Below are 24139 nucleotides of genomic sequence, written 5' to 3'. Positions count from 1 at the left end.
AACTATCTTACGACTCCTTAGAAAGGAGGTGATCCAGCCGCAGGTTCTCCTACGGCTACCTTGTTACGACTTCACCCCAATTATTAACCCCACCTTCGGCCGCTGGCCCCTTACGGTTGCCCCACGGACTTCGGGTGTTGCCAACTCTCATGGTGTGACGGGCGGTGTGTACAAGGCCCGGGAACGCATTCACCGCGGCATTCTGATTCGCGATTACTAGCAACTCCAGCTTCATGCAGGCGGGTTTCAGCCTGCAATCCGAACTGAGGTGAATTTTGAAGTTTGGCTCACCCTCGCGGGTTTGCATCTCTCTGTATTCACCATTGTAGCACGTGTGTAGCCCTAGACATAAGGGGCATGATGATTTGACGTCATCCCCACCTTCCTCCCGGTTAACCCGGGCAGTCTCACTAGAGTGCTCAACTTAATGGTAGCAACTAATGATAAGGGTTGCGCTCGTTGCAGGACTTAACCTAACATCTCACGACACGAGCTGACGACAACCATGCACCACCTGTCTCCCTGCCCCGAAGGGCTTCCCTAATTACAGGTAATTCAGGGGATGTCAAGTCTAGGTAAGGTTCTTCGCGTTGCTTCGAATTAAACCACATGCTCCGCTGCTTGTGCGGGCCCCCGTCAATTCCTTTGAGTTTTAATCTTGCGATCGTACTTCCCAGGCGGAGTACTTACTGCGTTTACTGCGGCACAGAAGGGGTCGATACCTCCTACACCTAGTACTCATCGTTTACGGCGTGGACTACCAGGGTATCTAATCCTGTTTGCTACCCACGCTTTCGTGCCTCAGCGTCAGTTACAGTCCAGAAAGCCGCCTTCGCCACTGGTGTTCTTCCTAATCTCTACGCATTTCACCGCTACACTAGGAATTCCGCTTTCCTCTCCTGCACTCTAGATATCCAGTTTGAAATGCAGTCCCCAGGTTGAGCCTGGGGTTTTCACATCCCACTTAAATATCCGCCTACGCACCCTTTACGCCCAGTAAATCCGGACAACGCTCGCCACCTACGTATTACCGCGGCTGCTGGCACGTAGTTAGCCGTGGCTTCCTCCTTTGGTACCGTCATTATCGTCCCAAAAGACAGGGCTTTACAATCCGAAAACCTTCATCACCCACGCGGCGTTGCTGCATCAGGCTTTCGCCCATTGTGCAATATTCCCCACTGCTGCCTCCCGTAGGAGTCTGGACCGTCTCTCAGTTCCAATGTGGCCGATTACCCTCTCAGGTCGGCTACGCATCGCTGCCTTGGTAAGCCGTTACCTTACCAACTAGCTAATGCGCCGCGGGCCCATCTCAAAGTGGATTTCTCCTTTGGTTATTTTACCATGTGATAAAATAACTTTATGCGGTATTAATCTCCCTTTCGGGAGGCTATCCCCCTCTTTGAGGCAGGTTGCCCACGTGTTACTCACCCGTCCGCCGCTAGATCCATTCCCGAAGGAATTTCTCTCGCTCGACTTGCATGTGTTAGGCACGCCGCCAGCGTTCGTCCTGAGCCAGGATCAAACTCTCAATTTAATTTCTTATATATAAACTCTTTCCAGAGTTTCAAGTTCAATTTAAGCTCATTTACTTACTTTTAAGCTGTTTTCACAGCTTTCAAAAGAATTGCTGGTTTATTATTCTCTTCTCTGTTTGATTTTCAAGGTTCATCATCGCTTCATTTAAGCGACTTCTATATGTTATCACATACATTAAAACTTGTCAATAACTTTTTTTTAATAAGTTATTTGTCACAATCAAGCGACTTTTAAATCTTAACATAATCAAATTAACTTGTCAATATATTAATTTAATTATTTTTAAGTCTTAATGTTTTGCCACTCGTAAGCGACAAGTGTTATTCTATCACAAAATTTAATAATCAAATTGAATATAATTTTATTTATATCAAGTTATGTTGTTATTACTAAGTATATCTGTATTTTTCACACTTATCTTCCTACCGATACGCTTGGACAAGTTTTTTGTACTTTAACTTATAATATCTTATAAAATGTTATATGATCCTGCCACTTACCATTTATAAATAGATATTTTTTATTAACCCCCAGCTCTTGAAATCCACAATGTTTCAACACTTTTTGTGATTTTATATTATCTACTAATGTAGAAGCTTCAAGTCTATGTAATCCAATATCATAACATGCATAATCGCAAACTAATCCTAAAGCTTCCTTCATATAACCTTTCCCCTGTTCATCTTGATCTATAGAATATCCTGCAATTGCACTTTTGAAAACTCCAAGAACAATATTGGATATTTGTATTTTCCCTATGAACTTCTCATCTTTATATATTCCAAAATTAACACTTTCAGAGTTTATAAATTGTTTATAGCTCTCTATTAAATTTCTCCTTTGAAATTGCAGTGTATAAAAGCTTTCTTCTCTCTCTGGCTCAAATTGCTTCAGGTAATCTCTATTCTTTATATAGTAAGCTAAAACGTCTTCACCATCATCTGGTGTTAAAACTGATATACTAACATTTTTGCCTCTTCTTTCAAAGTACTTACTTCTACTCATATTTTTAAATGTATCTAAATCTATGCCAAATAGTAACTCGTCTCTGCGTACACCATCACATATCAAACTTTCAGAAATTATTCCTTCTAATTTAAATCCAAGATCAGTAAATGACATTATATTTATTCCTTCATCTGCTATAACATCAACTTTATATATGTTCATATTTTTAAATAAAGATAGTAAAAACATTTTTAAAGATTCCTTCAATAACTTATAGCTGTACTTTCTATCTTTATAAAATTTTATTCTAAATGAGCAGTATCCATTTTTAAGAGAATACTCTATTATGAAAGTCCTTCCTATAGTTATACCTGATTCATCTCTTATTATATACTCATCTTCACTTCCTTTAACTAAATCTATAGTTACATATTGCTGTTTTAACATACTGATCTCTCCCAATTTAACTTAATATCTATACTTATAATTATAATTCTTTTGTATTAATTTAACAAACAAATTCGAGTCAATTTCAGTGCATTAAAATAATATAATCATTTCATTAATTTTCTGATAGCTAAAAAGGGACCATCTTTAACCTTTGATAATATTACTGCAATAAATATTAATATACATCCAATAACCATCCTCTTAGTAAATATCTCTCCCATTAAAATTATTGATAATATACAGCCAAAAACTGATTCCAATGATAATATTATTGAAGCATGAGTGTCAGACGTATACTTTTGAGCTACATTTTGAACAAAAAATGCTATAGTTGTATTAAATATAATAAGATATAGTATTCCATATAATGATTTTTGATCAATGTATTTTATAGGAGGTTCAAATATAAACGCACTTATAAGTGTAAGAGCTCCAGCAGTTAGTAATTGTATAGTTGTAAGATGTACTGGATCTATATCTTTAGCATAAATTCCAATCAAAACTACTTGTATCGAATATACAATAGTAAACATAATAGTTAAAAAGTCTCCGTAACTTATGGATACATTTTGCTGCAAAGTCAAAAATCCTATTCCAACAAAGGTTAATACCCCTGATATTAGAGCATAAATATCTGGTTTTTTTCTAGTTAAAGCCCAAGATGCAAAAGGTACTAATACTGCATATGAAGCAGTTAAAAAGGACTGCTTGCCAGAAGTTGTGTACTTAAGTCCGACTGTTTGAAATGTTTGTCCTACATATAAGACGGTTCCTAAGATAATTCCACTTATTAAGCTTCTTCTGTCTATCTTTATAACCTTCTTAAAAAATATTGTCCCAAGTATTAACCCTGAAAACAAAAATCTAAATGATAATAAATAAAATGGTGTAACAATTGATAGTGCTATTTTTGCAGCTATAAATCCACCTCCCCATATAATAGCAACAATTAAAAGAGCACCATCTGCAATTAAGGCTTTCTTTTCTATATTATTCATATTATACCTCACATTCTTACTATTATTATAATAAATAAAATCAAAATAAAAAGCCCTAAAAGGCTTTTTAAATTCAAATATTATTTCAGCTCATGTATAAAGATTCCGCTTCTAAGTTTTGGTTCAAACCAGGTTGACTTTGGAGGCATAACTTTGCCCGCATCTGCAATATTCATTAGGTCCTGCATATCAGGTGGGTACATTGAAAAAGCAAGTCTTCCTTTATTATGGTTTGCTCTTTCTTCTAGCTCTTTAAGTCCTCTTATACCACCTACAAAATCTATTCTCTCATCGGTTCTAGGATCACCTATTCCTAAGACTGGAGTTAATAGATTATTTTGAAGAATAGATACATCAAGTCTTTGGACAACATCATTTAAATCATAGCTTCCATCCTTAGCTTTAAGCTCATACCACTTTTCATCTAAATACATACCATAAGTATGCTTACACTGCGGTTTATATTGTCCATCACCCTTATACTCACTTACTTCAAATTTATCGGATATTTTATTTAAATATTCATCTTTATTAAGACCATTTAAATCTTTAACTATCCTATTATAGTCAAGTATTTTTAAATCCTTGTCAGGGAAAATTACCGATAAGAAGAAATTGAATTCTTCACTGCCATCATAATTAGGATTTTGAACCCTTCTCTTAAGTCCTACTTTTACTGCAGAAGCTGCTCTATGATGACCATCTGCTATATATAGCTTATCTATACTTTTAAATAAATTTGTTAAAGTTTTTATAGTTTCTTCATTATCTATGACCCAAACAATATGCTCTACTCCATCTTTTGCAGTAAAATCATATATTGGTACCTTTTTAGTCCAAGTATCTACTATCTCTCCTACTTTTTCATTATACTTGTAAGTCAAGAAAATAGGTCCTGTATTTGAATCACAAAAATCGATATGATTTATTCTATCTTGTTCCTTTTCCTTTCTTGTAAATTCGTGCTTTTTTATAACATCACTTAAATAATCATCTACAGCTGTACAGCCAACTATTCCAGTTTGGGCTCTTCCATTCATTATTAATCTATATATATATAAATACTTTTTTTCATCTTTTACAAGCACATTTTTTTTAATCATATGATATAGATTTTCTCTTGCTTTTTCATAGACTTTACCATCATATGGACTGATACTGTCATCTAGATCAATTTCTGCTCTATCCACATGTAAAAATGATACAGGATTTCCCTTTGCCATATTCTTTGCTTCTTGTCTATTCATAACATCATATGGAAGTTCTGCAACTTTAGAAACTAAATCTTTTCTCGGTCTTATAGCCTTAAATGGTCTTAAAATAGCCATACATTTTCTCCTTTCTTAAGCATTTACCGCAGGTTTATTATTTAACTCAGCAAATTCTTGTATTATATCAACTATCTCTTCTCCTATTCTCCTTTGTGCTTCTTTAGTAGATGCACCTATATGCGGAGTAACAGATACCCTTGGATTATTTACTAATTCAGGATTAGGAGTTGGCTCATCTTCAAACACGTCTATTCCTGCACCTGCTACTTTACCATTTTGAAGTGCTTCTACAAGTGCCTTTTCATTTATAACTCCACCTCTAGCACAATTTATTACGTAAACTCCATCCTTCATTAAACTAAATTCCTTATAATCTATAACAGGTTTATCTTTCTTATTAAAAGGTATATGAACTGATATAAAATCAGAATCAGCAAGTAAATTTCCAAAAGTAACAAACTTATACTTATCAAACCCCACTGCTTTTCCAAGCTTATCTGTATAGATTATTTTCATTCCTAAAACTTCTGCTCTTTTAGCTACTTCCCTGGCTATTCTTCCAAAGCCTATAAGTCCTAAAGTTTTTCCGTACAGCTCTACTCCTTTATACTGCTTCTTTTCCCATTTGCCTTGGCGTATTGTCATATTCGCATTTGGAATATATCTAGTTATTGCAAACATATGAGCTAAAGTAAGTTCTGCTACAGAAATACTGCTGGCATTAGGAGTATTTCTAACTTGTACCCCTTTATTTTTAGCATATTGTACATCTATATTATCTACGCCAACTCCACCCCTGATTACAAGTTTTAATCTTCCTTTTATACCTTCATCTATTACTTCTTTTCTTATCTTAGTTGCAGATCTTACAACTGCAATATCATAATCTTTTATCTTTTCTTTAAGTTCTTTCTCTTCATAATGTTTATCTTCTACTTCAAATCCTTCTTGTACAAGTTTATTTAAAGCTCCTTTTTCCATTCCATCGCAAACTAATATTTTTAACATAAAAATCCTCCTAAACATTTGGAATAATGTCAATATTCCAACTTTTTAATTTATTATCATTTCAAAATCTTAGTTTATAACTATACTAAAGTTTCAATATGTGATTTATATTTTCCAAAAGTTCTTTAACATCATCTAAAGTACATTCTCCCATGTGTGCTATTCTAAAAGCTTTTTCTTTAAGCTTTCCATATCCATTTGATATTTGAAATCCTCTTTCCCCTAATTCCTTATTTAAATTTGCGGCGTTTATATTTCTCGTATTCTTAATATTTGTAAGGGTATTTGATAGATATCTCTCATCTGCATATAGTTCAAAGTACTCTTTTGCCCATTCTCTAACGTAATTTGCCATTTCTCTATGTCTTCTGTATCTATTTTCGAGTCCTTCTTTTAAGATATTATCTAGTTGATAATCCATTGCAAACATATGTGAAAGAGAAGGTGTTGATGGATACTGATAATCTTTCTTTTGTATATAGTTATAAAGTGATAGTAAGTCTAAATAATATCCTCTGAATTTAACCTTTTTAGCTCTTTCTACTGCCTTTTCTGAAAATGAGCAAGCTGCTAGTCCTGGTGGAAGTGCCAATGCTTTTTGACTTGAAGTTAAACATATATCAACTCCTAACTTATCTACTTCTATTTTTGTTCCGCCCATTGAACTTACTGTATCAAGGCACCAAACTATTTCAGGATATTTTTTTATAACAGGTGATATTTCTTCCACTGGATTCATTACTCCTGTAGATGTTTCATTGTGTGTTATACAAATCAAATCATACTTTCCAGTTTGTAAAACTTTATCAACTTCCTTGGGATCAACTGCTTTTCCCCATTCAACTTCAAATAAATCAGCTGGAACATTATTGTTTACAGCCATTTCATACCACCTTTTTCCGAAAGCTCCTATCGAAAATACAGCTGCTCTTTTAGCAGTACACGATCTTACAGCTCCTTCCATAAGTCCGCTGCCTGATGTGGTTGATAAAAGTATTTCTTCTTTTGTATAAAATACCTTTCTCAATTTATCACTTATTCTTCTTTGAAGATCCGAAGCTTCTTTGCTTCTATGTCCAATCATAGGAGTCGCCATTTTATCTAATACATCTTGAGTTACTTCTACTGGTCCTGGAATAAATAATTTTTTATGCATGAGTATACCTCCAATTATTTTATAGTATAAAGTTGCGCTTTGATAAAGCACTAAACTAAAGTATATAAAAAAATAACTAATTATCCCTAGTAGGGACGAATTAGTTCGCGCTTGCCACCCTTATTGACCAATAAAATTGATCCTCTTAATTTATATAACGGCTGTACCGTATTACTCATCGTAATAATTCTCCAAGGCGGATTCACTAAAACTTCATTATCAGTTCTCACCAGCCGCTGACTCTCTTAAACTCAATTTTAGTTACTATTCTCTTCATAGAAAAATATTTATTTTTATATAAAAATAAAACCAATCACCCCGTATAGGGACGATTGGTTCGCGCTGCCACCCTCATTGATCAATAAAAATTGATCCTCTCAATTTACATAACGGCTGTACCGTATTACTCATCGTAATAATCCTCCAAGATGGATTCGCTAAAACTTCATTATCAGTTCTCACCACTCACTGACTCTCTTAAACTCAATTTTAGTTACTATTCTCTTCACTGGATATTAATTATATAAGATTATTTATCATTATATATTTCAATTTTAAGTTTGTCAATATATATTTTTAAACTTTTTAAAAGTTTTTATTACCTAGTCCAATCTGGCAAGCTTGTAAGTACATCATCAAAAAGATCCTTTACACATTTACCATAGTCATAATTTTTACAATTTGTGCAGCTTTTTTGTGAAGGTAAATTACAAACAGCCTCTAATTTATCATTTACAGGATTATACCCTGGACAGTTTTTGGCTACTTGCATCATTTGTTCAATATTACTCATGCTAATTCCTCCTTTATAAATTAATTTACTTTAATTATTTGGTCAATTTTTTCAAATAAATTTTTAGTGCAGCTTTCATTTTCGTAATTTACGCAGTAATCACAATTCGGAGACAATGCACTCATATTTGTAAAAACTATGTATGCCTTGTATTCATGACAATTTTGTGCTACCAACATTTTATTTTGAAATGATAACATAAGCATCACCCTCTCATAAGGTTCTGTTAATTACCGATACTTTAAAACTTTTTTCACTAAATTTATAATAATATTATTACCTTAATAATCTATATAATTCTAATTAACCTTAAAAAGTTTTTTGTTCAAATTAATAGGACTGTCTCAAATGAGACAGTCCCGCTCCGCTAGTTTAAAACTGATTCTGTTTCTCTACAATATCTTGTAATTAAACATTTGCCAAGTTTTCTAGGACATATTCTGCACATACATCCTTTGTCTTTACCATCACAACCTTTATTAAATTCAGGACAACCTTTGCAATTATTATTAATAGACATACTATTCCTCCATTTTATATTTCTGCATTTAAAGCAGCTCACATACAGCTTGTTAACTAATTAATAAATGTAAATAAAATAACCTCTACTTGATTATATTTCAGTAGAGGTTATAGTACAACTATGTACTAAGATTCATGTCTGTAATACGTCATTATTTTAGATAGTATTTCTCCTGTTGTTGGCGGTGTATAAGTAATCGCATTAGCCCCTGCTCTTATAGTTTTAAGTATGCTGTCATCATTAGGTCCTCCAGTTGCTATTATAGGAATTTCAGAAAATTTGCTTCTTATTTTCTTCACAATATCAACTGTCTTCTCCGCACCAGAAACGTTAAAAATAGCTGTTCCCGCTTTCACCCTTGCTTCTATATCTTCGTCTTTTGACACTACAGATACAACTACGGGTATATCAATAGTATTTTTTATCTTTGTTATAACTTCATTTGAAACTGGACTATTCAAAACAACTCCCAAAGCTCCTTTAAACTCTGCATCATGAGCTAAATTAACTACTCTTCTTCCAGGGCTAATAGCTCCACCTACCCCACAAAGTACAGGAATATCTGCTGATAACAAAATAGCTTCTGTTATTATAGGCTGCGGAGTAAATGGATATACGGCAATTACTGCATCTGCATTAGTATTTTTAATGATAGCAACATCAGTACTAAATAAAAATGATTTTAATCTTTTGCCAAATATACTTATACCACTTGATTCTCTTATTACTTGAGGGACTTCTACTACATGCTTTCTCAATATGCCTTTAACTTCTGGTACATACTTAGCCATTTTCATGTCCTCCTTGTAATTATTGTAACTTAACATTACCTTATTTTAGCACAAAATTTTTAGTAAACTCAAATATATTTAATTAAATCTTTTCATTATGCCGTATTTTTTCAAGTACTTTTCTAACTATTTTCTTTCCTATTTCGTCTTCACTCATTTCATTTATAGCATTATCCATGCATTCCCAATTAAGTTCCTCTACTTCTGGAGATTTTTTTATTTTACCACCGTCATAGTATGCCATAAAAGTAATCATAACTATATCTTTTGGACTTAAATATTCACTGCCAAGGTACTCCAAGTCTTTTATCTTTATTCCAGCTTCCTCAAATACTTCTCTATGAACAGTCTGTTCTATCGTTTCTCCACTCGTAACATATCCAGATAACAGTACTTTTGAATTTTTAAATATGTAGCTTTGTTTAAGTAACAGTATCTTATCTTCATTTAATATTGCTACCATAATACAAGGTTTTGGGGTATTAAAATACATAATATTGTCTATGGGACAATATGGAACTCCACCTTCATCCCAACTATATTTAATCTCCAGCTTATTTCCGCAAATTGGACAATAATTAAATTTCATAATTTACTACTCAAATAACTCGAGTAGTTTCACCCCCTTAAAATACATCAGTATACTGCAAATACTCTTAATTGTAAGCACAAAATTTACTTTAATAAACTTATGCTAGCAAAGTTATCAAATGCACCATATTACAGTATTTAACTTATAGATTAATTATATTATAAACTTAAAATAATATCTATGTAATAAAATTCACAGCAGCAAAATTTATAAGTAATTTATTTATTATCCTCAGTTTTATAAAAGTTATTCACATATCAACAGAATTTATACACATTCTGTTAATAACTTACTTAAAATACTATAAAAACAATTTGAATACAATTAAAAATATAACACCTGGTATACCGAAAAATCCAGCAATAAGTGCTGTTGCCGCATTAATTCCTATATAAAAATTAAAATAATGACCCACAAGGTTTACTAAAACAAGAAGTATAGTACCAAGTACACCATTTATGATTAGCTTAAAAAGTATCTTTAAAGGCCACGCAAATACTTTAACTAATATATAAAGTCCAACGACAGCAATTAAAAAATACCCCATATATTCTACTCCCATAATACTCCTCCCTATAATATAGTCATTTATTTATTATTAATATATATTATTCTACCATAAAATTATTAACAAAAATAAAAAGATAGAGTGACCTCCATCTTTTAACCAACATTTAATTTTCTAACCACACTGCTGTTAGTAGTTCTTAATTTATTTTTCTTCGCCTTATTCAGTAAGTAGTCATACTTTGCCTTAGCTGCTTCCTCCATGTATATAGCATAATCTACTAATCTAGGATCCTTAACCGTATCAAAGTATTGTCTTAAATTTTTAAGTTCTTCTCGTGCTTCTTCTATATCCTCTATTAGATGCATTTCTCTTTTATCTTTTTGAGACTTAGACTTTTTAATTATATATTGAGCTATTACACCTTTATCCATAAAAAACCTCCTACTTTACTTAATATTTAAGATAATTGACATAAAGTAGTAAGTTTATACACTTTATATTTCTGTTCGTCCTTCAAGTGCCTTGGCCAAAGTTACTTCATCTGCATACTCCAAATCTCCACCAACAGGTATTCCATGGGCTATCCTTGTAACTTTTACACCTAAAGGTTTTAAAATCTTTGATATATACATAGCTGTAGCTTCTCCTTCTACATTTGGGTTAGTTGCTACTATAACTTCCTTTATTTCACCATTTATCCTTCTTATAAGTTCTTTTAGTCTTATATCATCAGGTCCCCTGCCTGCCATAGGTGATATGTTGCCGTGAAGTACGTGATACACACCATTAAACTCTCTTACCTTTTCCATTGCTATAATATCCTTAGGCTGCTCCACAACACATATCATACTTTTGTCCCTATTTGGATTAGAGCATACAGCACATGGATCAGTATCAGTAAAATTTCCACAAACAGAACAATATTTTATAGTGCCTCTTGCTTTAATAAGTGCATCTGCAAACTCTCTAACTTCTTCTTGAGGAAGATTCAATACATAAAGCGTGAGTCTTTGTGCTGTCTTATACCCTATACCAGGAAGTTTTGCAAACTCTTCTATAAGCTTTTCTATAACTACAGGATAAAAATCCAATTTATTTCACCTCAATTAAAACCCCACCTCTTGAAGAAGGTAGGGTTATTTTTTAATATTCTAAAACATTCCTGGAATATTAAGTCCGCCTGTTAATTTCTTCATTTCTGATTCAGTTTCACTTTCTGCCTTTTTAAGCGCTTCATTGCAAGCACTTAAGATTAAATCTTGAAGCATTTCAACATCATCGGGATCCACTACTTCTTCTTTTATTTTTATGTCAACTATTCTCTTTTTACCATTTGCAGTTGCAGCTACTGCTCCGCCTCCAACTTCTGCTGTAAATTCTTTATCTTGAAGATCATCCTGCATTTCTTGCATTTGCTTTTGAAACTTTTGTGCTTGTTTCATTAAATTGTTCATATTTCCTCCGCCGAAATTAGGAAATCCACCCTTTGCCATAATTTATTCCTCCTCAATAATACTTAATCTAGTAAACTTTTGATCAATTCAAACTTAATTATATCATAATTTTTTTCGTGCTTATAGATTATACAAGTATATTAAAAACTTTTATTCATCAATAATTTCAACCATATTGTCACCAAATGTATTCTTAAGCATTTCTTCTTGAGACTTTTCTGTGTTTTCAATTGAATCAACTTCTACTTCATACCTAATAGAAACTCTTTCTTTCAACATTTCTGAAAAAATATCTTCAACTGCCTTTTTATTTTCTGATCTCTCCAATCTCTTTTTATTAAATGAATAATTTTTATCGTATCTTATAGTTATGATGCCATTTTTACAGTTAACTACTTCACCTGTAGTAAGTGCTGCAAATAATACCATATGCCTTCTGCTTTTAAAAGTTTCAAGTATATCCTTCCAGCTCTTTTTTACATCATTTAAAGTTAATTTTGAATGTAAATTTTCTTCTATATTATTTGTGTCTTGCTGCTGTTTTTCACTTTTGTTTTTACTTATCTTTACCTCTGGTTTTTTTACCTTTTCTTTTTCAGCACCTTTACTTTCTACCTTTATTTCTCCATTTTTTATTAAACCTTCAAGTCTGTTTAACCTTGCAAGTATTACTTCCTTTGAACTATCATATTCTATTCTACACATTTTGATAACTGCAAGTTCCAAAAATATTCTGCTTTGTTTAGTCCACTTTGATTGTTCTTCTGCTTCCTGAAGAATCCTTATGTCCCTCATTATTTCTTCAACTCTTATCTTAGGTGCCTGTTCTTTTATAAGATTTATATTTTCTTCAGACATATCCAGCATTTCTTCAGGATTTTGTGAAACCTTAACCATTAATAAGTTTCTAAGGTGCGTTATAGCCTCTCTTATAAATCCATATATGTCTTTACCACTTAATACTATATCATCTACTACCTTCATTGACTTTTCTATATCTTTTTCTATTATATTATCCATGAGATTTATTAAATTTTCATTTGTAACAAGTCCAAGCATGTTTATTATATTTTCATACTCAACTTTTCCACCGCCCATTGATATAGCTTCATCTAATATACTAATAGCATCTCTCATAGCTCCATCGCACATTCTTGCTATCGTATTTAAACTCTTATCATCAGCAAATATGCCTTTTTCATCAGTAATTTTTCTAAGCCTTTTAAATATATCTTCATTTTTTATTCTTCTAAAATCAAATCTCTGGCATCTTGATAAAATTGTAACTGGAAGCTTTTGTGGATCGGTAGTTGCAAGTATAAATAAAACATTTGAAGGTGGTTCCTCCAAAGTCTTTAAGAAGGCATTTACGGCTTCTTGAGTTAACATATGTACCTCATCCATTATATATACCTTATATTTTCCATCTTGCGGAGGATACTTTACATTTTCTATTACATCCTTTATATCCTCTAGTCTTCTTTTAGAAGCTGCATCCATTTCTATAACATCCATTGAAATACCTGCATTTATTTTTTTACACATTTCACACTCATTACAAGGCTCTCCGTCTTTAGTATTAGTGCAATTTACAGCTTTAGCTAATATCTTTGCCGTAGAAGTTTTACCAGTACCCCTTGTACCTGAAAAAAGATATGCATGTGCTATTCTATTATCCTTTACTTGGTTTTTTAGAGTTCTAGTTATATGTTCTTGACCTACTACTTCATCAAAATTTTTAGGCCTCCACTCTCTATATAAAGCTGTATAAGCCAAAAAATCACCTTCTCTTTTCAATTAAGATAGTTTATCTCTTATATTATATCCTATGAATTTATAAAAGTTAATATATAACAAAAAAGATACCTAGAACTAGGTATCATTGTATCTAAATTTATAAAGTCGTGCACCTCACTTCGATTTACAAACTATAAGCGTTACCCATATAGTTAACTCAAATTAGGTTTATCCACGGCACACAAAAATTATCATTTACCGCTGCTTCCTTCCGGATCTGACGGGTTTCATGAGTTTTTATTGCGTGGGACCCAATTCTCAACACCACTTTTATGGGCCAGACCTCACAGTTTGTAATCTATGCGAGGAATTCAATCCTGCTATAGCGGATTGCAGGTTACAGGGCACCGCTAACTCCCCATCTAGCACGACAAATTTTAAATGGCGGAGAGAAGGGGATTCGAACCCCTGGTAGAGTTTCCCCTACACACGCTTTCCAGGCGTGCTCCTTCAACCACTCGGACATCTCTCCACAGTTTACTCATGAATTTAAATTACTAAATATATTAACTTTTTTTGTATAATACTGTCTCAGTAATCAAGACAAACCTTATTATACTATTAATTTTCATATAATTCAACTCTTTTTTTAAAATAATTGAATTATAAATTAACTTGTACATAAATTGCCTAAAACATGGCGGAGAGAGGGGGATTCGAACTCCCGGTACAATGTTAATTGTACAATTGATTTCGAGTCAATCACCTTCGACCACTCGGACATCTCTCCAAAATCCAAACAAATTAAAGCATATACATAATTATAAATTGCAACGTTAATTATATACTTATTCAGTTAAAAAAGCAATATTAAATTGAACATAAATTAAAGAGATGATATAATCAACATGCTTAATTGCAAAATTAGGACTTTTATAAAAACTAATATAGATAGGGGAAATGTTTATTATGAAAAAAATTGTTGGAGAAACAAATTTAATGATAAAATGCTGTAAGTTATACTACGAAGATTCACTTACTCAAAACGAAATCAGTAATATATTATGCGTTTCAAGACCTACTGTATCTAGACTATTAGATGAAGGTCGAAGGTCTGGAATTGTAAAAATTGAAATAGTAAGCCCTATAGGGAACACCTATGGAGTTCTAGAAAGAAATATTGAAAAGAAGTTTGGTCTTAGGGAAGTTATTATAGTTGATGATGATGCTGATGATAATATTGAAAAGAAGCATATTGCAAAGTCTTGTGCTGATTACTTGGAAAGAATAATAAAGTTGGACAACAAAATTGGAGTTTCTATGGGGACAACCATGAGAAATATTGCAAGATATATTAATCCAAACCCCAAATTAAAATTAACATTCATTCCTCTTATAGGCGGTATTGGTCAAACTCAAATTGAAATTCACCCTAATCAAATAGTAGTAGATTTGGCAAGAGCATTTGGGGGAAGCTTTAAGTTATTACACGCACCTGCAGTTGTATCTAATACCCTTATTAGAAATGACTTTTTACAAGAAGAAAGCATAAAAGATATAATCGAGAGTGGAAAACATGTTGATATTGCAATTGTAGGCATTGGATCACCTGCAATGGAAAACTCTACGATGATGAGCAGTGGTTATTTTTCATTAAATGATTTAAAAATATTCAAAAAAGAAGGAGCTGTTGGTGATATATGCTTACAATTTTATGATATCAACGGTAACTTCAGAGAATTTAAACCAAATAATCATATTATAGGAGTTAACTTAGACAATATAAAGAAAATAAACACGGTAATTGGTATAGCTAATGGGAAAGGGAAAATAGAAGCCATTGTCGGAGCATTAAATGGAAATTTAATTAACGTCTTAATAACTAACTATAGTAATGCGAAAATCATTTATGAAAAGTATTAAAAAAAATGTCTCAAGATAACTTATAGATTAGCTATAAATTATTTTGAGACATCTTTTTAAATTATATATCAAGCTCTTTATATTTACATAAAAGCGGCTTTAAATTATCTGCAGCAATCTTTGTTCCGCCATTTGAATCTGATTCAACATTAAATACTAAAACAGGTTCATGTAATGACATTCTTAATAAGAACCAACCATTACCACTTGATTTGTCACAATTTACTCTAATTCCTTCATAGTTATTAGGTACTATGCTCCAGCCTTCCATCTCTTGAGCATAACCTTTTAACTCCTGCAGAACAGACTTACCAACTTTTTGAAAGCTATCACTTTTAATATTTATTCTGTGCTCTGAACTTTCAACAGGAACTTTTAGCTTTTCTATTAGGCTATGTATGTTCTTGCCCTCAAAATTTAACTTTGCCATTTTTATAAGTATTTTTGATACTAAATATGCTCCATCATCTAAAAAGTAATTTTGTTTTAGTGCTGCATGTCCCGATGTTTCAATTGCTAAGTAACACTCCTTACCTTCATCATTAAGTCGTTTTGCTTCATTTATAACATTTTTATAGCCTCTTTTAAACCTATGATGTATTCCTCCAAGTTCAGAAATAAATTCACTCAATCCAATTGAGGTTACAGAATCAGTAACTACCGTTGTACCTGGATGTTCTTCCAAAATTATAGATGAAATTAAAGCTATAAGTGTATTTTTATTTATCTCCGTGCCGCTTGAATCTACAATAGCTGCTCTATCTACATCTGCATCAAATATTATTCCAAGATCAGCATTACTTTTTAATACTGCATTTTTTATAGATTCCATAGCTTCTTCAGATTCTGGGTTAGGAATGTGATTTGGAAACCTTCCATCAGGTTCAATAAATTGACTTTGAGTTATATCTGCTCCAAGTACTTCTAAAACTTTATGTGCAAAGAAACCCCCTGCACCATTTCCAGCATCAACTACAATTTTAAAACCTGACATAGGTTTGTCATAATTTTGACTTGAAGAAACACCTTTTCGAATCATATTAACTAGTAAATTTGAATACTCAGAAATAAAGTCTATTTTATATACTTTCCCTTTATTTTGAAGTTTACCGTACTTCTGAACTGAAGATTTAGATATGATATTTGTTATATCTTCTTTCTCGCATCCACCTTCCTTAGTAAAGAACTTCATTCCATTATAATAGTAAGGTAAATGACTTGCAGTTATCATTATGGCTCCATCACATTCACAGCCTTTTAAAATTGTAGTCATAAACATTGCTGGGGTTGTACACATTTTGCAGTCATAAACACTGCATCCTAAATTAATCAATTCCTGAATAACAGAATCTTTTATTTTTGGTCCTGATAACCTTGAATCCATACCAACAGCTATCTTTAATTCACTAGAATTTACATTCATCTTTTCTCCCAGCCATTTTACAAATCCACAGCTTATAGACTTTACCGATTCAAAAGTTAAGTTGGCTTTCTTATCTTCATGATCAATTGCAATTCCTCTTATATCAGTGCCATTTTGCAAGACTTTTAATTGATTTAGCATTTTTATCACCTCAATTGATTGTATAACTTAAATATTCAATGTTTTATTAAAAACAATATAATTTTATTCCATCACTATTTTATATACAGCGATGTTTAACGTGCATTTTTACATTTGTTCAATATGTTAATCTTTGTTTAAAAAAATTATATTGCCTTTTGTATAATAAGTCAACAACTTTTACATTTAAAAACCCTTGCATTTTGAGGTATCTATCTCCTGTTCTTAAAAAAGTCTTTTAAAATATCACTGCATCTGTCATCATAACACCACTTTATGTCAGTCCATCGATTTAAATTATTATTTTGAATTACATTTATAACAGATCCACAAGCTCCGCATACTGGATCAAATGTTCCTATATATAATTTGCTTATTCTGGATTGAAGTATAGCTCCTGCACACATTGGACATGGTTCCAATGTCACATACATACTGCAATCCATAAGTCTCCAATTATTAAGAAATGCTGATGCTTTTTTTATAGCAAGGATTTCTGCATGAGCTGTAGGGTCTTTCAATTTTTCCTTTAAATTATGTGCCCTAGCTATTATAACTCCATTTTTGACTATTACTGCTCCTACAGGAACTTCATAAAGCTCCATTGACTTTTTTGCTTCATCTATTGCCTTCATCATAAAATCCTCCATAAATTTAACACCTGCCTAGTAAGAAAACTCCACCTGATTCTATATGTTTTTAATTACTTCAGATCCAATTACAACTATATTTTCACTTGAATTTGGTGCAATTTTTAAAATTTCATTTTTAATATCTTCACTTATAACTCTTAAAGTATTCTTAGTAAGCCACTTTTCTACAACCTTATCTGACTTTAAGAAAACCTTTTCCTTACACTTTTCATCAACAAGTTCATTAAATATATCGCCAGTATGACTGTCTACTTTGACAAAAATAACTTCAATTCCCGAGTTCATAAGTTCATTCATCTTTTTATAATACTCAATTGAAGATTCTCCCCTTCTCTCCCAAAAGCCTGTAGCATGATGACTAACCCCTTCATAATCATGGAAGATAACTACCCTTTTTTCTTTATTTTCCAAGGCATACTCCACAGCTCTAACTGCGGCTTTAAGTTCACCTGCTATTTGTCTTATACTTTTTTTAGAATTATCTTTTGATACATCACTTTCAATGTATTCAACTACATTATCTCTAACGGCTGCCATACCATAAGAGTATTTTTCTGTACTTATATTGTAACTTCCATCAACATAAATGTGCAGACAGTCTTTAGGATAATCATCTACTCCCTTTTTCAGCATCTTACTGCCTTCATTTAAATACTTATTTGCATCTTCAACTTTTAAGAAACTCTTATACTTAGCACCCTTTACTCCCTTTACATACTTTAAGCATTCATTCCACGTACTAACTATCTTATTTTCTATTTTTTCATTATTTTCAAAGTCAAATCCTTCTTTTATAGCATAAACTTTTTTGCCCATAATCATTCTCCTCACACTGGATTGTCAGTTCTTTAATTAAAAACTATTTCTTTATTAAATTATGTGTTATAATTATTATCTTGATTTGTACCAGTTAGTTCATTTAAAATTGTATCAGTTATTAAATTCTTACCACCTAATATAGTTAGATTCGTAAAATGTTTTGATTTCATAAAATTCTGTGTTACACTTGCAAGCTGATCTCCTACTAAAATTACTGGATTTCCCTTCAAAGCTGCTAGAGCTGACACACTTAAAGCATCTGCAAATCCACCTGAATAAACTAAAAATGCACTGCTAAAATCTAATTTATCTGAAAATGTATTTATAATATTTATATTTCTTTCATAACTATCCCTGCCTGTTATTCTCTGTACATTTGGAAATTCATTTGCTACTTTATCACTAATTATATTTTTGTCACCTAATACATAAGTTTTAGGAATATACTTATTCGAAATAAAGTTCTTAACTGAATCAGGCATTTTGTCTTTAGGCACCAATATAATAGGCATATTCAACTTTCCTGCGATCGGTGCTGCAGAAAGTGCATCTGTAAAATCACTATCTACAGCTGCTATAATTCCATTATTAGTTCCAATTTGTTCTGCAACTGCAGCTGAAGTTTCATTTCTATCAAGTCCGCTGCATCTTGTAATATTTACCCCTAAGCTTCTAATATGTTCTTCAATGTTTTTACTTACTACAAAGTCCCCTCCAACTATGAATACATTTTTTACTTTAAGTCTTTGCAATTGAGCTAAAGCATTTTGGTCAATTGTATTTGATTGAGTTAATAAAATAGGTGCATTAAATTTTTTTGCTAAACTTGAAGCACTTAAGGCATCTGGAAAATTTTCTCCATTCACTATTACTGCATAATCCGAACTTTCCCATCCTGTTTTTACCACTTCAGAACAGGTAATGTACCTATCACTTCCCCATATTCTCTTAGTTTTTATAGAAGAATCAGCCATAACATGAGGTCCTGTTAAAATTCCAAATGCTATAAATAACGTACAAATAAAAATTGATGTCCTTTTACACAATGCATTTTCCTCCTAAATATAATCTTTAAATAATTATACTGTAAGTAATGAAATTACCTGTATGGTAATTATATCATACTAAAGAATATTTTATACAATGATGTTTTGTTCCTTAAAGTCTTATTTTATACACATCCTTTATAAGTTATTTTTACTTTTGATATGATATAAATGCTTAAACTTATTTCTAAATAAGTAACATAATACTTATGTAATACATATTATATAACTATAAAACAAATTATAATATTTTTAAAAATACAAAAGAGGTGTTATGTATGAGTTATTATGTTAATGAATCATGTCATGGCCATAATTATTACAAAGTTAGCAGTGCATCAAGGAGTAATTCAAGAAGCAGATCTAGAAGTAGTTCAAGAAGCAGATCTAGAAGCAGATCTAGAAGTAGATCTAGAAGTAGTTCAAGAAGCAGATCATACAGTGAATCATATAGTAGATCATATAGCAGACCATATAGTGAATCATATAGTCGATAATATTGTTTGAAATGAGCAGCCATGAAATTAGTAATGTGGATAGATATTATAAAACTGGAGAAAAGGTAAATGGATATTCCATTATAAAAATAATAGGTGAAGGCAGATATGGAATTGTATATTTAGCAGTGAATGACAAACATGAAAAATGTGTGATAAAACAATTAAAAAAAGATATGCTTGATGATACTAGAAAAAAATTGTTTTATGAGGAAAAGATATTAAAAGCTTTGGATAATCCAAGCTTTCCCAAATTCATATCAAAATTCAAAGATGAAGATAGAGAAGGTTATATATTAGAATATATTGAAGGAAAAGTATTTGAAGATTTATTAGTCATAGATAAATATGAATTTACTAAAGGCGAGATTTACAAAATTGGGCAGCAGCTTTTAGAATTAGTGGAGGTACTGCATAATAATGGTATAGTACACCGTGATATTAGGCTTCCTAATGTAATATTGAAAGAAAACAAAGATATAGCTTTGATTGATTTTGGACTAGCTAGAATCATCGATAATAAAAGATATGTAAAAGATATAGATTATTGGTTTATAGGTGATTTTTTAATCCATCTATATTATTCGTCATATAAAGTAACTGATACAGAAGACAAACCTTGGTATGAAGAACTTGATTTAAATTCAGAAGAAGAAATTTTTTTAAAAAAGTTAATGAATATCGAAGAAAATTATAAAAGCATTGAAGAAATAAAGAAACAGCTTGAAAAAATTAAAAATGCAAATTGATATTTGAAATAGACCATATGATTAGGAATTTTAGTTCTAAATATCATATGGTCTTGCCATATGATAAGCGCAGGATTAAATTGAGGAGATATTTATTATGCCAAATTCAATAAAAATATTAAAAATATACCCTGAAAGTTTCAGAGCTAATTTATACTCTGTCGAACCTTTTAGGATGATTGGATTGATAGATGTAAGTATTAAATATATTTATGGAATAGAAAAAGTAACTTTATCATACTTTAGATCATCAGGAACTAATAGTGGAAAAATCAAAGGATTATGGTATCCTATTGTTGGAATAAAGACCCGTACGGGAACATTTACAGAATTTACAGAATATCTAAATTTTGTATTGACAAACACTACAAGAAAGGGAATAGCAGATGAGGGATGGCTGGCTAAATCCTTATTTTTTCCGATGAAATATAGGGATAGTTCGATGATTAGAGGATTTTCTAATAGCATGTATTATGAAAGCCTTTTAAAAATAGGTAAAACTTTAAGATATTTGTATGAAAATAATGAATTTCAAAAAATGAACTCATTAGATGGATATGAATTAAATAGTATAGTAACTTCAAAAGAAATATATCAAGATAATAATCATACTCAGAGAGAAAATTTTGAGAAATTTATACAAGATATATTTAATAAATTTTAGAAATATAGAAGATAGAATATTGTAATTAAAAATATTACTGCACAGCTGTTCTAAATTAAACTTTTCTATATATTAAAAAAAAACTAAAGTCGGTAATCAATCGGGATTACTGACTTTCTAATTGGTGCACCCGAGGGGATTCGAACCTCCGGCACGCGGTTTAGGAAACCGCTGCTCTATCCTGCTGAGCTACGAGTGCATATTCTTTTGTACTACCTTAGTATTTTATTATAAATCATTTAAAAAGTCAATCCCCAAATTTACCATACTACACCTGAATACCATTTAATAAATGATCTGTTAGATCCTTTTTAAACTCTTCTGGATTTTCTTCATTATTATTGAATAGTTCATAGGTTGCTGCTGCATACATAGTTCCAAATAAACTATAAGCCATTGCAAGAGAATCTCCATTTTTTACTTTCTTATCAGCCATAGCATCCTTTATGTAAGATTGTATATAAGTAATATACATCTTTACTACGTCTCTCAGTTGAATTTGTCTGGTCTCTTCTCCCCAAAATTGGCTTAATACAACTTTAATAAAATCCCTTTTATCATGAACTAAATCTAATTGAACTTCACATAGTACTTTAAGCTTAGATAGAGGATCTTTCTTTTCTTTTGCCATAGCTTCTATCTCTTCTTTTATTATCTTCATTCCTTCATCTATTATATATTTAAAAATTTCTTGTTTACCTTTAAAATAATAATACAAAGTTCCCTTTGCTACTCCTGCCTCAGATGCTATCATATCCATTGTAGCACCACTATATCCACAATTAGAAAAAACTTTCATAGCTGATTCATATATAGCTTTTTTGGTTTTATTCATTTTAACCTCACTCCGATCACTTATCAATATTTATTGACCAGTCAGTACAGTTTCTCAATTACATTATACTATCTTATTCTAATAACTCAATAGTCTAATAACTATTATTTTTTATTTATAATGCTAACCACTTAAAATCAAAATATAAGTTGACATTTTATATTTAGTAGTGAATAATTTAAGTTGGAAATTTTGTTAATATAGAAAGGTTAATAATATGATAAAGTACTATAATAGAAAAACTAAACAATATGAAATAGAACAAGTTGCAGGAGATACATACTTAAATTGGACTTATTCTTCTCCTATTGGAATGAAGTTTTTAGAGATGTTTATTAAGAAAAAGATATTTTCAAAATTATATGGCATTTATTGTGACAGTCATATTAGTAAGAAAAAAATTGATGATTTTATTAAAACATTTAATATAAACATAACTGAATCTAAAGCTTCAATAAAAGACTTTAAATCATTTAATGACTTTTTTACACGAAAATTAAATTCAAATGCAAGACCTATAGATACAAACAAAGATACTTTGATGTCACCTGGTGATGGACGTCTTACAGCATATCAAAACATAGATATGGATAAAATTGTTCAAGTAAAAGGATTTACATATAGACTGCAAGATCTCATACTAGATGATAAAATAGCTTCTAAATTTTCAAATGGAACTTGTTTGATATTAAGGTTATGTCCAACTGATTACCATAGGTTTCATTTTATAGACAGCGGAATCTGTGATCAAACTAAAAAAATTAGTGGAGATTATTACTCCGTAAATCCAGCAGCTCTAAAAAAGATACCAGAGCTATTTTGTAAAAATAAACGTGAATATGCTTTATTTCATTCACAAAACTTTGATGACATACTGTATATCGAAGTAGGAGCTACTTGTGTTGGATCAATAATTCAAACTTATACACCTGGTAAAACAGTTCAAAAAGGTGATGAAAAAGGATACTTTAAATTTGGAGGTTCTACTGCTATCTTATTTTTAAAACAAGGTACAGTAAGTATAGATGATGATATATTAAATCAATCTAAAAAAGGTTATGAAACTAAAATTATAATGGGCGAACACATAGGCAAGAAATTGTAAAGATTATAAATTAAAAGTAATTTGATTTTTTATTAGCATTATGTTAATATAATAATGTTAACTTGCGTTAGTAGCTCAGTTGGATAGAGCAGTTGGCTACGAACCAGCGTGCCGGGGGTTCGAATCCTCTCTGACGCACCACAAACTGTTGAAACTATTAAGTTTCAGCAGTTTTTATTTTTCTAAATTTATATTAAAAAAGCCACTTCATCCAGCAATAGGATGAACTGACTAATAAACATTAAAAATAAAAAACACCTTTTAACTAGGTGTCTTCTGGCGGAGAAAGAGGGATTTGAACCCTCGCGCCGGTTACCCGACCTACGCCCTTAGCAGGGGCGCCTCTTCAGCCACTTGAGTATTTCTCCATGCCTTACTTTTTAATAAATATATGTGGCGGAAAGAAAGGGATTCGAACCCTTGGTGCGGTTACCCGCACGCCGGTTTTCAAGACCGGTGCCTTAAACCAACTCGACCATCTTTCCACGTTTGCTGACATGTACTATTATAACATAC

At 31.6% G+C, this 24139-nt stretch carries 24 protein-coding genes, 6 tRNA genes, 1 rRNA gene, 1 other RNA gene, 1 pseudogene and 2 other annotated features; of the genes and pseudogenes, 6 read left to right on the top strand and 27 right to left on the bottom strand.

Annotated elements, in window-relative coordinates:
• Positions 1–21: 21 nt before the first annotated feature.
• The 19 genes from EBB51_RS00260 to EBB51_RS00175 form a co-directional block, all read right to left on the bottom strand.
• Positions 22–1534, bottom strand: a 16S ribosomal RNA gene (locus tag EBB51_RS00260).
• Positions 1535–1995: 461 nt separating this feature from the next.
• The gene (locus EBB51_RS00255) at positions 1996–2931 is read right to left on the bottom strand and encodes a GNAT family protein (RefSeq protein WP_123052610.1); all 936 of its coding nucleotides are present in this window, start codon (positions 2929–2931) and stop codon (positions 1996–1998) included.
• Positions 2932–3038: 107 nt separating this feature from the next.
• A complete protein-coding gene (locus tag EBB51_RS00250) occupies positions 3039–3932 on the bottom strand; it encodes a DMT family transporter (RefSeq protein ID WP_123052609.1) in 894 nt (297 codons plus the stop codon).
• 80 nt (positions 3933–4012) lie between these two features.
• Entirely contained in the window at positions 4013–5260 is a 1248-nt protein-coding gene (locus EBB51_RS00245) for a DUF1015 family protein (RefSeq protein WP_123052608.1), read from the bottom strand.
• A gap of 15 nt (positions 5261–5275) precedes the next feature.
• Entirely contained in the window at positions 5276–6211 is a 936-nt protein-coding gene (locus tag EBB51_RS00240) for a D-2-hydroxyacid dehydrogenase (RefSeq protein WP_123052607.1), read from the bottom strand.
• An 85-nt stretch (positions 6212–6296) separates the two neighbouring features.
• Complete coding sequence (locus tag EBB51_RS00235; RefSeq protein ID WP_123052606.1) at positions 6297–7367, bottom strand: alanine--glyoxylate aminotransferase family protein; 1071 nt, start codon at positions 7365–7367, stop codon at positions 6297–6299.
• A gap of 88 nt (positions 7368–7455) precedes the next feature.
• Positions 7456–7653 (bottom strand) — a binding site (T-box leader).
• Positions 7654–7688: 35 nt separating this feature from the next.
• Positions 7689–7885 (bottom strand) — a binding site (T-box leader).
• A gap of 80 nt (positions 7886–7965) precedes the next feature.
• The gene (locus tag EBB51_RS00230) at positions 7966–8160 is read right to left on the bottom strand and encodes a hypothetical protein (RefSeq protein WP_123052605.1); all 195 of its coding nucleotides are present in this window, start codon (positions 8158–8160) and stop codon (positions 7966–7968) included.
• 20 nt (positions 8161–8180) lie between these two features.
• Positions 8181–8360: a hypothetical protein gene (locus tag EBB51_RS00225; protein WP_123052604.1), complete on the bottom strand. Its 180-nt coding sequence runs from the start codon at positions 8358–8360 to the stop codon at positions 8181–8183.
• Positions 8361–8527: 167 nt separating this feature from the next.
• Positions 8528–8680 carry a hypothetical protein gene (locus EBB51_RS13560; protein ID WP_190285291.1) on the bottom strand — a complete coding sequence of 51 codons (153 nt, stop codon included), beginning with the start codon at positions 8678–8680 and terminating at the stop codon, positions 8528–8530.
• A gap of 128 nt (positions 8681–8808) precedes the next feature.
• Entirely contained in the window at positions 8809–9474 is a 666-nt protein-coding gene (locus tag EBB51_RS00220) for a hydrolase (protein WP_123052603.1), read from the bottom strand.
• Between the two features lie 82 nt (positions 9475–9556).
• Positions 9557–10063 (bottom strand): NUDIX domain-containing protein, encoded by a 507-nt coding sequence (locus tag EBB51_RS00215; RefSeq protein ID WP_123052602.1) that lies wholly within the window; start codon positions 10061–10063, stop codon positions 9557–9559.
• Between the two features lie 304 nt (positions 10064–10367).
• The gene (locus tag EBB51_RS00210; RefSeq protein WP_123052601.1) at positions 10368–10628 is read right to left on the bottom strand and encodes a pro-sigmaK processing inhibitor BofA family protein; all 261 of its coding nucleotides are present in this window, start codon (positions 10626–10628) and stop codon (positions 10368–10370) included.
• A 101-nt stretch (positions 10629–10729) separates the two neighbouring features.
• Positions 10730–11008, bottom strand: a complete 279-nt coding sequence (locus EBB51_RS00205) for a DUF2508 family protein (protein WP_123052600.1) — start codon at positions 11006–11008, stop codon at positions 10730–10732.
• A gap of 63 nt (positions 11009–11071) precedes the next feature.
• Entirely contained in the window at positions 11072–11668 is a 597-nt protein-coding gene (gene recR, locus EBB51_RS00200; RefSeq protein ID WP_123052599.1) for a recombination mediator RecR, read from the bottom strand.
• A 60-nt stretch (positions 11669–11728) separates the two neighbouring features.
• A complete protein-coding gene (locus EBB51_RS00195; protein ID WP_123052598.1) occupies positions 11729–12070 on the bottom strand; it encodes a YbaB/EbfC family nucleoid-associated protein in 342 nt (113 codons plus the stop codon).
• Positions 12071–12181: 111 nt separating this feature from the next.
• A complete protein-coding gene (dnaX, locus tag EBB51_RS00190) occupies positions 12182–13807 on the bottom strand; it encodes a DNA polymerase III subunit gamma/tau (protein WP_123052597.1) in 1626 nt (541 codons plus the stop codon).
• A gap of 126 nt (positions 13808–13933) precedes the next feature.
• Positions 13934–14199, bottom strand: an RNA gene (ffs, locus tag EBB51_RS00185) — signal recognition particle sRNA large type.
• Between the two features lie 11 nt (positions 14200–14210).
• Positions 14211–14300 (bottom strand) — tRNA-Ser (locus EBB51_RS00180).
• Between the two features lie 166 nt (positions 14301–14466).
• Positions 14467–14558: transfer RNA gene (locus tag EBB51_RS00175), tRNA-Ser, on the bottom strand.
• Between the two features lie 179 nt (positions 14559–14737).
• Between EBB51_RS00175 and EBB51_RS00170 the strand changes: the two genes are divergently transcribed.
• On the top strand, positions 14738–15691 hold the full coding sequence (locus EBB51_RS00170; RefSeq protein WP_123052596.1) for a sugar-binding transcriptional regulator: 954 nt from the start codon (positions 14738–14740) through the stop codon (positions 15689–15691).
• A 61-nt stretch (positions 15692–15752) separates the two neighbouring features.
• Here EBB51_RS00170 and EBB51_RS00165 read toward each other — a convergent pair whose 3' ends face one another.
• From EBB51_RS00165 to EBB51_RS00150, 4 genes and pseudogenes are all read right to left on the bottom strand, one after another.
• Positions 15753–17255, bottom strand: coding sequence for a phosphomannomutase/phosphoglucomutase (locus EBB51_RS00165; protein WP_123052595.1), 1503 nt, complete (start codon positions 17253–17255; stop codon positions 15753–15755).
• A 212-nt stretch (positions 17256–17467) separates the two neighbouring features.
• Positions 17468–17905: a nucleoside deaminase gene (locus tag EBB51_RS00160; protein ID WP_123052594.1), complete on the bottom strand. Its 438-nt coding sequence runs from the start codon at positions 17903–17905 to the stop codon at positions 17468–17470.
• Positions 17906–17965: 60 nt separating this feature from the next.
• Positions 17966–18724: pseudogene (locus EBB51_RS00155) on the bottom strand (ribonuclease H family protein); the annotation flags it as partial.
• Positions 18725–18783: 59 nt separating this feature from the next.
• Complete coding sequence (locus EBB51_RS00150; protein WP_123052592.1) at positions 18784–19773, bottom strand: cell wall-binding repeat-containing protein; 990 nt, start codon at positions 19771–19773, stop codon at positions 18784–18786.
• Positions 19774–20067: 294 nt separating this feature from the next.
• Between EBB51_RS00150 and EBB51_RS00145 the strand changes: the two genes are divergently transcribed.
• The 3 genes from EBB51_RS00145 to EBB51_RS00135 all read left to right on the top strand — a co-directional run bounded on the left by EBB51_RS00145 (position 20068) and on the right by EBB51_RS00135 (position 21683).
• Positions 20068–20280 carry a hypothetical protein gene (locus tag EBB51_RS00145; protein WP_190285290.1) on the top strand — a complete coding sequence of 71 codons (213 nt, stop codon included), beginning with the start codon at positions 20068–20070 and terminating at the stop codon, positions 20278–20280.
• Between the two features lie 25 nt (positions 20281–20305).
• Positions 20306–21019, top strand: a complete 714-nt coding sequence (locus EBB51_RS00140; protein ID WP_123054937.1) for a protein kinase family protein — start codon at positions 20306–20308, stop codon at positions 21017–21019.
• A gap of 97 nt (positions 21020–21116) precedes the next feature.
• Complete coding sequence (locus EBB51_RS00135) at positions 21117–21683, top strand: hypothetical protein (protein ID WP_123052590.1); 567 nt, start codon at positions 21117–21119, stop codon at positions 21681–21683.
• Positions 21684–21805: 122 nt separating this feature from the next.
• On the opposite strand, the gene EBB51_RS00130 is transcribed toward EBB51_RS00135, so the two are convergent.
• Positions 21806–21882: transfer RNA gene (locus EBB51_RS00130), tRNA-Arg, on the bottom strand.
• Positions 21883–21951: 69 nt separating this feature from the next.
• The gene (locus EBB51_RS00125) at positions 21952–22518 is read right to left on the bottom strand and encodes a TetR/AcrR family transcriptional regulator (RefSeq protein ID WP_123052589.1); all 567 of its coding nucleotides are present in this window, start codon (positions 22516–22518) and stop codon (positions 21952–21954) included.
• Between the two features lie 217 nt (positions 22519–22735).
• On the opposite strand from EBB51_RS00125, the gene EBB51_RS00120 reads away from it, so the two are divergent.
• Together EBB51_RS00120 and EBB51_RS00115 are read left to right on the top strand one after the other, a co-directional pair.
• The gene (locus tag EBB51_RS00120) at positions 22736–23623 is read left to right on the top strand and encodes a phosphatidylserine decarboxylase (RefSeq protein ID WP_123052588.1); all 888 of its coding nucleotides are present in this window, start codon (positions 22736–22738) and stop codon (positions 23621–23623) included.
• A gap of 64 nt (positions 23624–23687) precedes the next feature.
• Positions 23688–23764: transfer RNA gene (locus tag EBB51_RS00115), tRNA-Arg, on the top strand.
• A 136-nt stretch (positions 23765–23900) separates the two neighbouring features.
• Here EBB51_RS00115 and EBB51_RS00110 read toward each other — a convergent pair.
• A tRNA-Ser gene (locus EBB51_RS00110) sits at positions 23901–23991 on the bottom strand.
• A 26-nt stretch (positions 23992–24017) separates the two neighbouring features.
• Positions 24018–24108: transfer RNA gene (locus EBB51_RS00105), tRNA-Ser, on the bottom strand.
• Positions 24109–24139: the final 31 nt, after the last annotated feature.

Source organism: Clostridium sp. JN-1 (assembly GCF_003718715.1).
Classification (GTDB): domain Bacteria; phylum Bacillota; class Clostridia; order Clostridiales; family Clostridiaceae; genus Clostridium_AV.
This window is presented reverse-complemented; position numbering and strand designations above follow the sequence as displayed.